Here is a 15,323-nt window from a genome sequence, read left to right as displayed (position 1 = left end):
ACTTAAATTCTACGGATATGGGTGAACGGTAAAAAATGAATTATTTCAGGTGCAGCACATTGCCCTTGTAATAATATTGAACGCCGGAAGAAATAGCAATGTTGGTAAGGAATACATCCAGTGGTTTACGCTTATCTATGGCGCCGGACAGCGTTTCGTTGGCCAGGGCCGGGTTGTCGAATATAACCGGCACTTCAAACCAGCGGGAAATGATCACGGCAATGCTGCTTAGTTTTTCATCACGGAAATGGGTGGTGCCGTCCATCCACGACAGGGTATTGTATGTATCAAAAGAAGTGGTAGTAAATTTCCCATCTTCATATACCGACTGGTAACCGGGGGATAATTTTACTTTGACATCCTTTCTGCTGCTTACTACAGCGCCCTCCACGAGCGATGTGGTGACGCTGCCGGGCTCATATGCCTGGATGTTGAAAGAGGTGCCTAAAACTTCCACCGTTGTTTCCCCGGCATGCACAATAAAAGGTTGGTGCTCATTTTTTGCTACTTTAAAATAGGCTTCGCCAGACAGGTATACCTCCCGGTTACTACCCCTGAAAGCATAGGGGAAGCGGAGGCTGGACAGTGAGTTTAACCATACTTCTGTGCCGTCTTTCAGTACTATTTTATAATCCAGTTTTCCCGGCACCATCAGCGTGGCCCATTCATCTGTGGTGTTTTCGGGCGCGGTATAGGTAAGACTGTTGCCATTGGTAACCAGTTTCATGGAACCGGCCGTAATAGTATTACTGGCAGACGAGGACAGCGGAATATCCTTCCCATCCGATAACCTTAGCTGCAGTGTGTTTTTGGCAAGCGGTAAAGCTGGTGGCCCGGGAGAAATATTTCTGCCGGAAAAATACCAGGCCCCGCCGGCAGCTATTATCAGCAATGCAACGGCTGCGGCCATACGCCATTTCCGCAGGGGGAATATTTTTGAACGGGGTTGCAGTTGAGGTTTTACGTTGTTCCAGCCGCGTGTTTCATCAATACCGGCTATGAAGCGCCGGCCTTTATCATTGTCCAGTTCCTGCCGGATGTTATGCCACATAGCAGCTACGGCCGCATCACTTTCAATGGCAGCGGTCACCAGCCGGTCATCTTCTTCACTGATAGATCCGGTTATTTTCTCAAAGAGTAGTGCTCTTATATGTTCTCTGTTTACTTCCATCTGTAACTTAAAGACGATTTTTGCGCAAAAACGGGTGATCGTTATTTGTAGCCCGCAAACTTTTTTTGTAAGATTTTTAGTGCCAGCTTCAGGTGCGTTTTAACAGAGTTAATGGTGATGCCCATTTCTTCCGCCGCTTCTTTATACTTTTTGTCTTCCAGGTACACCAGGCTGAAAGCCCTTAAGCGCTGGTTGGGAAGCTCATTCAGGAGAAGGTCTATCTGTTGTGCAGTCTCTTTATTCTCGACAATATTTTCATTGATTTTATCTTCCAGTGTGTTGGCATACGCGTGAAATCTTTTATGCTCATTTTTTCCCTTCTCAATAAAGCTGAGGCATTTATTACGGATAGCAGTGTGGAGGTAAGATTTAACGGAATAGGTAATGTTAAGATACAGTTGTTTATCCCATATTTCGATGAAAAGGGATTGTACCTGATCTTCCGCTTCTGTTTCATCTTTTAACAGGTAGTAAGCGTCAACATTCAGCGATTTGTAGTATTTCTTAAATAACTGTTCATACGCTTTTATATCACCCTCCTTGAGTTGGTGCAATAAAAGCCCGTCGTCATTATTATTCATGAAGAGATACTTATTAACGTGGTAAAAATCTCTATAACGTGTACTTAAAGTTAATATCTCTTTGTTAAGTTTCCCTCATTTATTTTTTATTTCCGGATACGGGTACAAAAACCACGGCATCCGCTACTATGGCGCCGTTAGCTCCCTTGTTACTGAATTCCACGTATCCGACGGTTCCTTCCCGGAATTGATAGGTTCCCAGCGGGAGCCATTCCCCGCCGGTTTGTCCCTGTACGGCAATACCGGCTGTTTCCAGTTGCACTTCGCTGGCTGTGCCGTTAAACACAGTGATGGATGTTTTGGCTGAAATCCCTTTTTCCCTGGCAGAAACATAGGTATACACCTGGTAGTCGCCGGGTTCCTTTACCTGCGGGATAAAACGGACCGTTGCTGCAGCCCCGTCGCTGCCAGCCCGGTTGATATACGCATCAGGGCCATAATGCTCCCCCTTTTGAAGTTGCCATGCGCCTGTTTTTACCACGTGCGTACTATCAGCATTGTCTACCAGTATTTCCGGGGTACTGCCATCAGCCAGCGGGTTGTCTTTCAGCATTTGCTGCACCTTGTCAACAGGAATGTCCTGCACGGCCTTATTCCCGTTTATCGCCACCACCGCGGCGGTAGCGGCAGATTGTGCCAGCACCATAAATACCGGTTCCATCCGGATAGACCCGTAGGCAATATGACTGGCCGATAAACAAACCGGCACCAGCAGGTTTTTACAGTCACGGGCTTTGGGCGTAATCGCGCGGTAGGAAATGGGATAGGGGCCGGCCACGCCTCTTTGCACATCTCCTTCATTTTTAGCCATGCCATTGATCACCAGCCGCTGTGTGTTGTGGGAATCCATGCCATAAGCCGCCATCGCAATACCATCGTTTACGGTTGTTTTCCCCTGGCAGTTGGCTTGTGTCATGATATATTCGCCGGTCATCCTGCGGGCTTCCCTGATATATAGCTGCGGGCTCCAGTGGCCGTTGTCGGGGTATTCATCCGCAGGATACCCCCATTCCGCCATGAACTGGTGCATAGATGCCGGTACCCGCGGGTCCTGACTCAGGAAGTATAACAATCCCTTGTCGTAATCTTCATGCGCCTGTATAATTTGCCGGCGGGTATTTGCATCTCCGTCGGGGTAGTCGTAATTCATGCCGATCATATCGGTAGAGAAACCACCGTTATTATTGATATCTGTTTTATGGTTAGGCATCCTGTCAAATTTCATAAAGTCGCGCACGGATGCATTGGGAAGCTTACTGATATAGCGAAGCAACAGTTCATACTTCGTGGAATCGTACCGGGCGGGCCTGGTGATGGGAATACGGTTAGCCGGATCGTTGGTAAGACAAATCCTGAAGTTATACGCCTGCACTTTGTTATCGCCGCTGCCGGTGGGCGGCAGGCTGGCGTTACTGATACCCCAGAGCAGGCCGCTGGTGGAATCTCCCGGTATCTTATAGGGATCGATGCCATCGGGGATCTGGTTACCCCGCTGTGGCGTTTGCGATTCTTTTACCTGCACTCCGTTGAATGTTTCCCTGTAAACGCTGTTGGCTTCCCGGCCTACTACATAGGACACGCCAGCTTTTGCCATCAGGTCGCCTTCGTAGGAGCAATCTATAAACAGCTTTGCCCGGATCAAAGTATTCGTATGTGGGTTGCCGTTATATTCAACGGTAATTTCTTTTATAAATCCTTTTTCTTTCTTTACGGCAGTCAGCCTGTTTTCATACAGCACCGGCACATTCGCGGAGCGCAGGTATTGCAGGAAAATATTTTCCGCTACATGCGGTTCAAAGATCCACGATTCAAATTTGCCATAGTAGCTGCCGGTGCGGCGGTAGAAGTTGAGGCCAAGACCGGTAACCGCGTACTTATTACCAATATCAGTATATCCTAGTCCGCCGGCCGATAGTCCGCCTACATGTTTCCCCGGCTCAATCAGCAATACAGACTTCCCCAGCATCTTTGCGGTGTAGGCAGCTATTACCCCGGCGGAAGTGCCGCCATATACGCAGATATCGTATGCCGGTGGTGCGGCATGTACTGTATTAAAGAACGGAAATAGCAGCACTAAAATCTTTTTCATCATTTGTTTTGGTTTGTCAGGCTGCCCAATAGCAGCAGCCAGCCTGCATAGCAGGCATCTTCTTTATATTTATCCAGGTTGCCGGGCTGGTTATCGCCTGTTTTCAGGATGGCCATTTTATCTAATTTTTTTGCGGATACTTCCAGGTTAATGGTGTGTGGTCCGGCATCGAGCAGGGGCAGGAAAAAGTAGTGTGAGCGGTAGTACACGGCGTGACGGTCGAAGCGGGGATATGGTTTAGCCGCTTGTCCATCTATCGTTACGTCGTATTGCCCACAACCGGGGCCTACCAGGTCGTATAGACCTGCCAGGCGCCCATTGAATCTTATCTGCAGCGATGATCCGGGTTGTGTGGCTTTAACAAGCAATGGAAAGCGTTGGCGGAATTGAACCGCTACGGAGTCGTTACTGTTGGAAAGATCAATCCACTGCCCGGTCCGGGGCAGGTCTTTCACAGCAACCAGCTGTGCATCTTCCCAGTTATCTTTGGTATAGGGATCAATAAGGGGGTGTTTAAAAGGTTGATCATTGTTCCTTAGCTGCTGCATGGCACGCACCAGCGCTTCGGTGTACAGGCGGTGGCCGGTGGTGGTGTTGGGGTGAATGTTGTCGCCGGAGAAAACGAGTTTGTCCGGGTACTGATCCGGTTTACCCTGGAATACCAGTTTGCCTTCCTTCAGCAGCGCCAATACCTGCATGCCCAGTTGTACCGAAGGAATGCCGTAGTGCTGTGCAATATGTTCCATTGCCAGCATGGTGGGCCATAGTTGTCCCTGTTGCAGCACCGGCAGCATATTACCGGCCACGGTGTATACAAAGCAAATGTCTGTGGATGGATTGGCTTTCCAGATTTGCCGCACAATTCCTTCCATTGTTTGATGTACATAGGGGCCGCCATCGTTTACGGCGAATTCCACAAATACAAGATCGGGTTGCTGCGACAACACATCGCGGCGCAGCCGGAAAACGCCGAGGTCGGAACCGGTGCCGCCTACGCCGGCATTGATCTGTTTTATTTGTGCCTGCGGGTACTGCTGTTGAAACCATTTTACGGATTGGTCGCGCCAGCCACCGGAAGCGGCGGTGATACTGCCGCCAAAGTAAGCGATGGTGAGCGGTCCGCCGGATTTCAACTTCGCAAAAAAGTTGGGTAAGCCCTGGCGGATGCGGTATTCCTGCATGGAATTAAGCGAATCTGTTTGTGCATGCAATGATAGTGATACAAGAAAGAGCAACACTACACCTGTCAATCTTAGCGGCATATCTATATTGTTAATTCATTTTAAAAACCCATACTGCCTCCCCGGCCAGCTGTTCACGCGCGGCCTCCGGAATGCTGATGGTGATGGAATCGCCTGTTTGTTTCCATGTCAGTTGTTTTTTAACGCCCAGCAAAGTGACGACTGCTTTCTGGTTCACTTCTTTCAAAGGCACGCTGATAGCGGCTGGTAAAGTATTTTCTTTTTCTGCCGGGAGATAGGAAAGATAAAGGGCTTTTTCACTTTTTGTAAAAGCCCATTTATCCTGACGGTAAGGAGCAACAGGTTTGGTGCCGTAAATAGATTCGCTGTTTGTTTTCATCCATTTACCGATATCGGCTAACCGCTGATAGGCTTCTGCGTGCCAGTCGCCATCAGGACCGGGGCCGATGTTGAGCAACAGGTTACCGTTTTTGGCTACAATGTCTACCAGCATTTGTATCAGCTGCCGCGATGGTTTGTAATTTTCTTTTATGATGTACGACCAGGAGCGGCCCAGCGTCATACAGGTTTCCCACGGAACGGGGATATAATGGTCCGGGATCTTTTGTTCCGGGGTGAGATAGTTTACATATGCTGCTGCGCCGTGGCGGTCTACCACAATCAGGCCGGGCTGGTGTTTGCGCGCCATTGTTACAATGGGCTTCATATCCATGCCCGCCCAGCTGCCGTCCAGCCAGAGGAGATCCAGTTTGCCGTAGTTGGTCATCAGTTCTTCGATCTGGTTATAGGTGAAATCGCAGAACCGTTGCCAGCGTTCGGGATATGCCTTCTTATCATAGCTCTGGTGGCGGTCTTTCGGCGGGAAGTAAGACCACCAGTAATCTTCCGAGTGCCAGTCGGGTTTTGAAAAGTAAGCGCCGGCCATAAAATCTTTTTTACGGAAGGCGTTGAAAATTTCCAGGGAAATATTGCTGCGGGGATTGGATGAAAAAGGTGTTTTGGCGCTGGTAATTTTATAGTCGGTGTACTTCGTATCAAACATGCAGAAGCCATCATGATGTTTGGTGGTAAACACTACATAGCGCATCCCGGCTGCTTTTGCGGCGTCGGCCCATTTATCGGGATTAAAGCGGATGGGATTGAAAGTGGTTTGCAGGTTTTCGTATGCCTGTTTATATTGAAACCAGTTTGCTGCGTAGGGGCCTGTACGTTTGGTAAAGGGATAGTCTTCCGGGGAAAGCGACCATGATTCCACGATACCCCACTGGCTGTAGGTACCCCAATGCATAAACAGGCCAAACTTCAGATCCTGCCAATGTGATAAATTGGCTTTCACGGCTTCTTCGGTTGGAGCGGCATAGGTTTTTTCAGGGTCATATGCCTGTGTACCCTGACTGCTGGCGGATAAATAACTGCTGCACCCAAACATGACTAACAGCGTATTCCGGATAATTGATAGCTTCCCCATTATTGTTTTCTTTTTTCCTGCACGCTGGTATATAAATCTTATAGACAGATTCTTTCTTAAAACGGGTGAACGCCCGGAAAATTATCCACCACAGGCAGGGTTCGCCTGTGGTGAATGGTTTAATAGGTAATGGTATAGGGTATCGTAACACTATTGCCGGTACCCGGTTTCAGAAACAGGTTGATGGTAAAACCGCTGGTAGTTCTGTTACTGATATAAGGAGTATTGATGAGCAGCAGCGGCATACCGGCTGTTACCACGGGCAGTCCCAGGGAGATGATAGCGGTGCCGGGCAGTAAAAAGTTAGGGTAGCTGACCAGCGTTACATCGCTGCTCTGAAAACTGGATGCGGTAACATCTGCAAAGGTGTCCATATCACTGATGGTAACGGTGCCGGAAAAGGTGGTGGCTTTTTCCACGCGCACGGATCTTACGGCAATGTTGTCCCATAGCGGCTGATTGGCATTGTCGCGGAACCAGGCGGAGAAGTCTGCCACCGGCATAGTGGAAGGAATAGCAAAGCCGGTTACCACGTACTGTTTCTCTTCGTTGAGCGGGATGTTATTGAAGTCCCATCTCCCTAACAAATTAGTACCACCGCTGGAAGAACACTGCATGCTGAACCTGCCTGCAGAAGCGCCTGCTGCCAGCCGGCGTAATACTACCGTGGCTTTCATGGGGGTGTTATAAGGCGGGGCGTTGTCGTACCGTAGTTTTATGCACGACTGGTTATCGCTGATGCTGCCGGGATCAACGGTTGCTTTGAAAAATCCCCAGGCGGCGCCGAATCTTTCCGTAGAGCCGTTGGCGTTAATAAACTGGTTATCTTTCACACCCCTGGCATCTCCAACAATATATACGTCGTTGTTGGTTTCGCGGTAACGTTTTAACGGAAATGGGCCGGTGTTCTCTTTTACAAAATTCCAGATCACGGTACCGTCGGTGATGCCGGTGCCTGTTCCGGTGGGGCCGCCTGCAACATCAGAAGTACCGGCAGTTGTCACGATGTATACATTCAACCCGTTTTGCACGGTTTGCCCCACGGCATAAGCAGTAGCAGGCTTCCACCCGGTATACTCCGAATAATACGCCGTAGCGAAATCGTTGCCTTGTACATCCAGTCGCTGGAAGTCGGTACCGGAGGTAGCAAGCCCGGTGTTGCCGGCGTTCGTGATCACCACGGGGTTATCCTTAAATGAAACGCCCCTGGCCACGATCCGCGTAAACATGCCCGCTTCCACGAGGATGCCGTATTGCGCCCTGCCGTTGTTGGCGCCGGTAGCGGCGGCGGTGTTCAGTACAGCGCCTCTTTCCAGCAGGAGGTCCGACCGGAAGGGCGACTGTGTACCATCTTTATGCATCCATATCAATGCTTTGGCTGCGGTGCCGGTGCTGCTGCCATTGTTTACTTCCAGCGCGGTGTCGCGGATGATCAGGCCGCCGTCGGTATCAATCATCACGCTGTTGGCATCGGGCGAAATGATGAGTGGTTCGGATGTTTCTATTAAGTTCCTGCCACCTATATAGGAGCCTGTTCTGCCGGCCCTGGTTTGCCTGGTATAGATGGCTGCCACCGGCGGATTGCCGTTGTTATAAATACCCTGCTGCGTGGTTACATTGATGATGCGGTTCATAAAACAGCCGATCAGCTTTATGCCTATCCTGCCGCCGCGGAGCAGGCATCTGTCGATGGTACCGAGATACACCGGTTCCCACCATATGCAGGTTTGTGCGGGATCGGCAATTTCTTTCAGCCGTATGTCTACATTTTGCAGGGTAGGGCGGTAGCAGTTGGAATAGTTGGTACTGTAATAGCGGATGCCGGTAAGGGCTTCGCCACAATTGAGGGTGAGGTTGCGGATAGTGGGACCGGTAGCGCCGATGGTGGCGTCGAAGTTGAGACAATGAATGTTGCCGGTGGCGGTGGTAAAGTCCAGGATGGTAGGAGTGGGGGAATCTACAATGCCGTAGTCGCCTTGTTCGCCGGTGTAGGTTTGTCCTGTTTTAAGATTGATCTGCGCGGTTATTTTGTAATTACCTTTTGGGAAATAAATGGTCCTGCCGGTGGCGGCGGTGTCAATGCATTTCTGAATGGCTACGGTATCATCCGTGGAGGCATTGCCTTTTGCGCCAAACCATTTTACGTTGAAGAGATTGGTATCTACCCGGAGCCATCTGCCGGCGCCGGCCACTACGATGATGGTGCCGCGGTTGTCGCCGGTGGTATTGGTGGGTTGCCAGTAAAAGTCTCCGCCGCCGCCGTCGCCCGGCGTGTAATATCCCAGCAGATTGCAAAGTTCATTGGCGGTAGTACCCGCAGTAGTTTCTAAAAGGGAGATGTTTGTGATAGTCATAGTTACAAGGGTTTAATGTATTAAGGGATCACCGGGAATACCGTCATGCGTAGCCTGGTAGTGCCATACGGCACCAGGGTGATGGTATCGGTCGTTGTTTCATAGTGGAAGGAACCTGGTGTTGGTAAAGGGGGCGTGTAACGGTTCTCTGATAAATGCCAGTCGTTAATTTTCCTGGCCGGTACCTTAATGGTAACAGCGGCTGTTTCAAAGGGATAAGTATTGCTGTTGTTTTCTGTTACCTGCCATTGCGCGGGATGTGCCAGCAGCGCATAGTTCCAGTCGCCCGCAGGGCGGATATCCAATGCGGGAAAACCAGGATCTGCTGATTTTTTGCCACCGAGGTTTGCATAGGTGGCGGTATCTGTTGTTACTTTTTCCGGAACGGGATAAGCGTATAGTAAGGGGCCACGTTCCACGGCAACGCCCCACTGGCCCCATTGTACCAGCTGCGGCTGCATCGGGAATTGTATATTGATCTGGTCGTTGTTGCGGAATTTCCGGTGCAGGGTTACAAAGGAGCCGGGCGTTAATGCACCCTTGTACCTTTTTCCATTGATGCTCACGATAGCAGCTGTACACCAGCCGGGGATGCGGAAGGTGAAAGGCATGGTGACGTCCTGCTGCATCTGAAAGGAAAACTGCAACTGATCCGCAAAAGGGTATCGGGTGTTTTCGGTAATGGTGAGTTGCTTCCCTTTATAATCAAGCGTTTCAACGGATGGCCCGTAAAGCGCTGCCACCGGGCCTCCCGTGGTATCGCGCAGCCACATGCGCGCGGCATAGTTGGGCATAAAGCGATGTACATTACCGGCGCAGCACTCCGTTTCATGACAGGGCCAGTAAGCCATCCAGGTAGAGCCATGCGCAAATTTGTTGTGGTTGGACTGCCCCGTGGCGATGACCTGGTTAACGCTGGAGAAATACTGGAGATTTTTAAAATCTTTGGATACCGCGCCCGGACCGGCATTGAAGATGGCCTTTTCCAGTTTATCGGCCCAGCGGCCATCGCCGGTAGCCATCAGCAGGTAACCCACCGCCCAGGTATAGTCGGTGATATCGCAGGTTTCATGACTCTGCAACGGATCTTTGCCGGCCAGGAATTCGTTGGAGCTGGGGATGCCATCCGGCAGCATATGATCACGATCCAGTTTGTACAGGGCATTCAACGCTGCATCGAGATATACTTTTTTACCGGTGTAAGTGTACAGGATGGCAGGTAGCTTCGCCATTTCCATATAGGTAACGCCGTGCAGCACCAGGGTATCCGGCGAAGAAGCCGTTTGCATATTCAGTTCAAAACCGCCTTTGGCATAAGCTGCTTCCGCAAGCGCCAGCAGGCGGGGATCGTTGGTTTTACCATAGGTCCACAGCATACCTTCAATGTTTACAATGGCGCGTTTGGCATTGCCTATTTCTTCGGGCGTATAGCTGAGGTAGTGTTTGTGCAGGGCAGCAATGATCCGCTGATCACCGGTAGCGGCATATTCCGCCTGCAACACCCGGAAGTAAACAGCGATAGGCCACTGACTGGCGAATAGTTCCGGGCCCAGGCGGCCATTGGCTTGTACATGCGCCAGCGTATAACGAATACCGGCGCGCGCTTTGTTTACGAGTGCCGTATCATTTAATAAATAACCCAACCGCAGGATGCCATCACTGTAGTAAGCGGTTTGTTCATACCGCCACCAGTTGGCGCCGTGTTGTTCGCCTACCCGGTCAATAACGCCTGCCCATAAAGAGGAATTAAACGGATACGATAATACTTCCGGATGCCCGGTAAGACCGCTACGCTGCCGGAGCAGGAATTCTTTCAGCCAGCCCTGCGGACGAACATCCGTGATGGCCTGTTCCCTGAATTTATCGAACCTGGCAGGGCCTTGCTGTGCCATTACGGGCATAACAACATACAAGGCAGCGCTGATGAGTAAGCATACTTTTTTCATGTGCGTGGTCTTACGGAAATTTTTATGTCGATATTATTCGTTTCAAATAGTAGTGGAATGGCTTCGAGCCCGGGTACAAAATTGAAAGCACGCTCCGTTAATGCGCGGGTTATTTTTATGGGAGCACTGCTGCTTATCTCCACAATACAACCCGCTTTATGTATTTCCAGTTTGTTTTCAGAGAGAAGTGTAACGGGTTCGTTGTGCGTACTGATAACGGGTAAACTATAAACGGCCTTTTCGTTTTTCGCAGTAGCGTGAATATGAAACACCTCTTTCTCAAAAATATAACTGATCGTACATTCCGGCGAAGCAGCGGGCAACTGATTTTCATCTACCAGTAATGAATGCGTGTTAAACATTATCTGCCCGTTGTTTTCCTTATAATCAATGGTGGCTTTCAGATCATTGGTGTGCTGGTACGCCTGCGTACCTGACACTATGTTAAAGCCGGGTGTAAAGCAAACAGACTGCGGATCGTTGTCCCGCTGCATGTTGAAGCTCTCTACCATCTGATACCGGTTCATGCTTGCAACAAGCAGGGGACCAATTTCTTCATGCCAGAGCATAGTTAAAGCCCCGCCGGTAGCATGACCGCCTTTCATGGAATATTCCTGGTCGTACCCGGTAATAGTGCCCCGCCATTTATAAGTGGAGATCAGCCAGGTATTGATTTCAGGAATCGACTTTACACCGTATATACGTTCCCGTGGGAGCGATCCGGTACGCTCTTTTATAGCCGGAGCCTGAAGCAAAACCGTAGCCAATGCTTTGCTATGCGCCAGCGAATGACTTACACAAGGCAATACCCCGTGTTGCACATAATGAGGACCGCCATGTAGTAACTTGTTATGCGTGCATTGTGCCAGCAGCCGGGTATTTTGCAGGGCTGCTTTGTAAAAGGCAGGGTCAGTGTCAGCCATCAGGGCGTAGGCAGGCTGACAACCATCACTGGTTCTGCTGCCCCAGTATGTCCATTTAAAATTCCTGGTTCCCCAGCTGTTATCCCAGCCGCCGTCGGGCAGCATAAATTCCAGGTGCGCTTTTAAGGAGTGCGTCAGCTTGTCCAGCAGGGGAGTGTCATTCATCAGTTTTGCATACAGCACCAGCGAAGGAAGGGATTCTTCTACGTTGTAGCCGAGGTCCACGGAATAACAGCCTTTTGCACTTTTCTCCGGCACCGGTTTTCCTTCGCCATATATCAGGCCATTGGCAGTAAACCAGGCGAGGCATTCCTTTGCGAGGATTTTACCTTTGGTAATAAAATGGGGTTGTTGGAGATAGGTACCTATCAGGCACAAAGCATAACTGCCGGCGATGGGGTAATTGATATTGCCGGTGTTGATCGTAAAATTTTTATAGAGATAATCACCTGCTTTTTGTAAACGGTTTTTCCATTGCTGTTGTGTAGGCTTATCCAGCAGATGCTCAAAGTGGATCAGCGCTTCCGCCAGGCTGGTAGCGCCAAACACCGTGATGCCTTTCCAGTCGCTTACGCTTACTTCGTTTACCCAGGCGCCGTCGGGTGTGCTCACCATGTTTTCCATCCAGTTGTACAAGCGGATGGCCGCATCTGCATACCGTTGTTCTTTTCTTTTGTTGGCAAGATATAATAACGGGAAGATAGCATCGCCGCAGCGGCCATGTATGGTGGCGCAGGCGGGGCACAGTATGCCGCCATGCAATCCTTTTACCTGCGGCTGGTTTACCTGTAGCACCAGTAAACTTTCGCCCCATTGTTCCAGCAATTGCTCACTCAATGTTGTCAGTTCATCTTTATAAACGCCCGCCCATGCGGTGACAGGCGGTAACAGCAAGCCTGCACTGCCGAGGGTGGTTATTTTCAGGAAGTCGCGCCTCGATGTAAACATGGGTTAATTTTTTTGTGTGGTGCTGTCGGGTCTGGGCAAATGAGTGATGGGCCAATGGCTTACCTGTGCGTTTTCATTCAGCGCAATGGCTGCATCCGGATCGTTGTGTGCTTTTATATTTACATTGAAGCCATCTACCAAAACCAGTGGCTTGCTGCCTTGCAGGGCTGCTTCGCTGGCTTCTATCGTAATTGTTTTTGTTTCATTGGGAGTCAGCGAAACATAATTATCTGAATAAAAAACGGGCAGTACCCGGTCGCCACCTTGCCGGTGCAGCTGCAGGTGCGCCATTACCGCGATGTGCGTAGATGGGTTATGCAGACTTACCTCCAGCATACAGTTGTTTTGTACCTGCCGGCGTTTAACCGTTGCCGTGAGGGTTACCACGGGTATCTTTTCGAGTCCTGTTAACTGGTCTGATCCTAACGGAAGCGTGTTCCAGTAGAAGTTATCAGAAAGCAGCGTGCCGGTGGCATCGTGCAGCGTTAGCTTCACAAAATGCACCGGTGATAAATCCGCGGGCCATTTCACCAGCCCAAGATCCGTTGCCACGGCCGGTAAGGCCGTAACGTTGTAGTCCTGTTGCAGCACGGGTGTGCCATCTGTATTGAATATAGTAAGATGTGCGCGTGCGTTTTTTAAAGTGGCTGGCCCGTTATTAATCACCTGTATATTTCCTTCTTTTTCGTTCAGCTGGATATGTATTGGCTCGCAGGCTTTTTGAACAGCAAACAGCGCAGCATTAGGCTCCAGGTCGTGGTGATAAAGCTGCCATACAAAGCTGGGCTGTGCGGGATTGCTCATCCAGGTAATAACCCCGGTAGATGGGTTAAACATTTTTGCGTTACGGCCTTCGTACATAGCGCGGTACGACTCATAATTAGCCAGTTGTGATTTTCTTACAAAGTCGGCCAGGTTGGCTACTTCGCCAAAGCGTTTGGCGATCATGTTACGGTAATATTTTGTAGCTAGGTCGTGTTCGGCCCAGTCGTCGTTGATCACTTCCCAGTCCTGCTGTGGCATCATGCCCTGTACCGATTCCAGTGTTGGAATAGAAAAGCTGCCGATCTCTGTTTTAAACGACTCGGTGAAAATATAATACTCTGCCGGTTTGCGGGTATAATACGGACCGCCGGAGTGTACGCCGCGCCCGGAGGTAGAACTGGGCTGGTACAGCCGCAGCGGCTCCAGTTCGGCCATGATATTGCGCAATGAATCATCTATTACTTTAGGCGGATTACCTTCGTTGCGGGCGCACCAGAGTATAACAGACGGATGATTGCGGAAGCGCAGCATTTTTTCCCTTACGTTGGCGAGGTATAAATTGATATCCGCCGGGTTGGGGCCATCAGAGGGATTGGGCTGGAAGAACTCATCCCATATCATGAGGCCGTATTTATCGCAGAGTGCATACAGGTCTTCGCTGGTGCTCTGGCCCACCCAGTTGCGGATGATATTGTAATGCGCCTGCTGATGCATGCGGATCTGTGTTTCCAGTCTTTCTTTTGGAATACGTTTCATGGCTTCATCCATGCCCCAGTTGCCGCCTTTACAGAAAACCTTTACGCCATTTACTGAAATAGTAAGATCTTCTGAAGAGGGCGTGGTGTAGCTGATTTCACGGATGCCAAAATCAAGTTGTTGTTCATCTGATATTTTGTTCTGGATATTAAACTGTAATTGCAGGGTGTATAAATTTTGCGGGCCATAGCCATTGGGCCACCAGAGTTTGGGTTGCTTTACTTTTAACTGTGGCAGTGTGGCGGGGTCGAAGGTAATCCGCTTGCTGCTGTGAGGAGGCAGCTGCACGGGTTCACTGAAAGCAACGTTGCCAAAGGCGCCTTTTAATATGCCTTGCTGCGGCTGGTCGGTTATATTTTGTACGGTGGCAGCAATTTTTACATCTGCCGTATTCAGTGCTGGTAGTGGAAGATCGGTAGTTACCAGCGGATCTTTTACAAGCACCGGACCGGTAGCGTTAAGATATACGGATTGCCAGATGCCGGTGTTCCGGTCGCGGATGGCGGGAATCCAGTCCCAGCCCATAGAACACAGGAACGTAGGGCCATCCATTGCGGTGATACCGCCATTTTTACCCATGCCTTGCGCAATGGTGTGCTCGTGTGGCTCGCCGGGATTGGGTTGCGGCGATACTAATACCGCTATGGCGGCCGTTTCTCCGGGCTTTACGGCGCTTGTAATATCAAAGATGCCCCGTGCAAAGGCGCCACGTATCTCCCCGATATCTTTTCCGTTTACCCATACCCGTGCGGTATAGTTAATACCATTGAAGTACAGACAGCTGTTTTTGTTTTTGTAAGATGCCGGTATTTTTATTTCCGTGCGGTACCACCAGTTAGTGCGACAAAGGCTTTCCGGAATCCTGCCGGGGCGGTTGTTTTCGCCATATAACGGCTCCGGGTATACGTTGTTATGTACCAGCGTGGTGAGTACTGTTCCGGGTACCACAGCGGGATACCAGCCATTGGCGGAGAAACCGGGTTGTGCTATTGCTGCACCCGGTTGCGGCACTTTTGAAGCGTCCTGCAGCTGCCAGTCGCCAACCGGCGTTACCTGTGCAAAGAGCGTTTGCGAAAAGAGCAGCAGCGCCACGATGGCCGGGAGAAAAGATCGGTTCATA

The 15,323-nt window shown here is 50.2% G+C and carries 9 protein-coding genes; all 9 read right to left on the bottom strand.

Annotated features, from left to right (window positions below):
- Positions 1–40: 40 nt before the first annotated feature.
- The 9 genes from V7S65_RS10310 to V7S65_RS10270 all read right to left on the bottom strand — a co-directional run bounded on the left by V7S65_RS10310 (position 41) and on the right by V7S65_RS10270 (position 15,322).
- The gene (locus V7S65_RS10310; RefSeq protein ID WP_336388323.1) at positions 41–1,171 is read right to left on the bottom strand and encodes a FecR family protein; all 1,131 of its coding nucleotides are present in this window, start codon (positions 1,169–1,171) and stop codon (positions 41–43) included.
- Positions 1,172–1,212: 41 nt separating this feature from the next.
- Positions 1,213–1,752: a sigma-70 family RNA polymerase sigma factor gene (locus V7S65_RS10305; protein ID WP_079472223.1), complete on the bottom strand. Its 540-nt coding sequence runs from the start codon at positions 1,750–1,752 to the stop codon at positions 1,213–1,215.
- A 79-nt stretch (positions 1,753–1,831) separates the two neighbouring features.
- Positions 1,832–3,841: an FAD-dependent oxidoreductase gene (locus tag V7S65_RS10300; RefSeq protein WP_336388324.1), complete on the bottom strand. Its 2,010-nt coding sequence runs from the start codon at positions 3,839–3,841 to the stop codon at positions 1,832–1,834.
- The gene (locus V7S65_RS10295; RefSeq protein WP_336388325.1) at positions 3,841–5,103 is read right to left on the bottom strand and encodes an SGNH/GDSL hydrolase family protein; all 1,263 of its coding nucleotides are present in this window, start codon (positions 5,101–5,103) and stop codon (positions 3,841–3,843) included. Before V7S65_RS10295 ends, V7S65_RS10300 begins: the two co-directional genes overlap by 1 nt.
- A 10-nt stretch (positions 5,104–5,113) precedes the next feature.
- The gene (locus tag V7S65_RS10290; protein ID WP_336388326.1) at positions 5,114–6,511 is read right to left on the bottom strand and encodes an alpha-L-fucosidase; all 1,398 of its coding nucleotides are present in this window, start codon (positions 6,509–6,511) and stop codon (positions 5,114–5,116) included.
- Positions 6,512–6,630: 119 nt separating this feature from the next.
- Positions 6,631–8,865, bottom strand: a complete 2,235-nt coding sequence (locus tag V7S65_RS10285) for a glycosyl hydrolase family 28-related protein (protein ID WP_336388327.1) — start codon at positions 8,863–8,865, stop codon at positions 6,631–6,633.
- A gap of 20 nt (positions 8,866–8,885) precedes the next feature.
- A complete protein-coding gene (locus V7S65_RS10280) occupies positions 8,886–10,811 on the bottom strand; it encodes a beta-L-arabinofuranosidase domain-containing protein (protein ID WP_336388328.1) in 1,926 nt (641 codons plus the stop codon).
- Positions 10,808–12,682: a hypothetical protein gene (locus V7S65_RS10275; RefSeq protein ID WP_336388329.1), complete on the bottom strand. Its 1,875-nt coding sequence runs from the start codon at positions 12,680–12,682 to the stop codon at positions 10,808–10,810. Before V7S65_RS10275 ends, V7S65_RS10280 begins: the two co-directional genes overlap by 4 nt.
- Before the next feature lie 3 nt (positions 12,683–12,685).
- Positions 12,686–15,322, bottom strand: coding sequence for a glycoside hydrolase family 2 protein (locus V7S65_RS10270; protein ID WP_336388330.1), 2,637 nt, complete (start codon positions 15,320–15,322; stop codon positions 12,686–12,688).
- Position 15,323 lies beyond the last annotated feature (1 nt).

This window comes from Chitinophaga sp. CCNWYY40 (assembly GCF_037483205.1).
In the GTDB taxonomy this organism is placed as follows: domain Bacteria; phylum Bacteroidota; class Bacteroidia; order Chitinophagales; family Chitinophagaceae; genus Chitinophaga; species Chitinophaga ginsengisegetis.
This window is presented reverse-complemented; position numbering and strand designations above follow the sequence as displayed.

Excerpts from the sequence above, each read along its gene's own strand:
- V7S65_RS10310 (WP_336388323.1), bottom strand. The coding sequence starts at position 1,171 with ATGGAAGTAAACAGAGAACATATAAGAGCACTACTCTTTGAGAAAATA.
- V7S65_RS10305 (WP_079472223.1), bottom strand. The coding sequence starts at position 1,752 with ATGAATAATAATGACGACGGGCTTTTATTGCACCAACTCAAGGAGGGT.
- V7S65_RS10300 (WP_336388324.1), bottom strand. The coding sequence starts at position 3,841 with ATGAAAAAGATTTTAGTGCTGCTATTTCCGTTCTTTAATACAGTACAT.
- V7S65_RS10295 (WP_336388325.1), bottom strand. The coding sequence starts at position 5,103 with ATGCCGCTAAGATTGACAGGTGTAGTGTTGCTCTTTCTTGTATCACTA.
- V7S65_RS10290 (WP_336388326.1), bottom strand. The coding sequence starts at position 6,511 with ATGGGGAAGCTATCAATTATCCGGAATACGCTGTTAGTCATGTTTGGG.
- V7S65_RS10285 (WP_336388327.1), bottom strand. The coding sequence starts at position 8,865 with ATGACTATCACAAACATCTCCCTTTTAGAAACTACTGCGGGTACTACC.
- V7S65_RS10280 (WP_336388328.1), bottom strand. The coding sequence starts at position 10,811 with ATGAAAAAAGTATGCTTACTCATCAGCGCTGCCTTGTATGTTGTTATG.
- V7S65_RS10275 (WP_336388329.1), bottom strand. The coding sequence starts at position 12,682 with ATGTTTACATCGAGGCGCGACTTCCTGAAAATAACCACCCTCGGCAGT.
- V7S65_RS10270 (WP_336388330.1), bottom strand. The coding sequence starts at position 15,322 with ATGAACCGATCTTTTCTCCCGGCCATCGTGGCGCTGCTGCTCTTTTCG.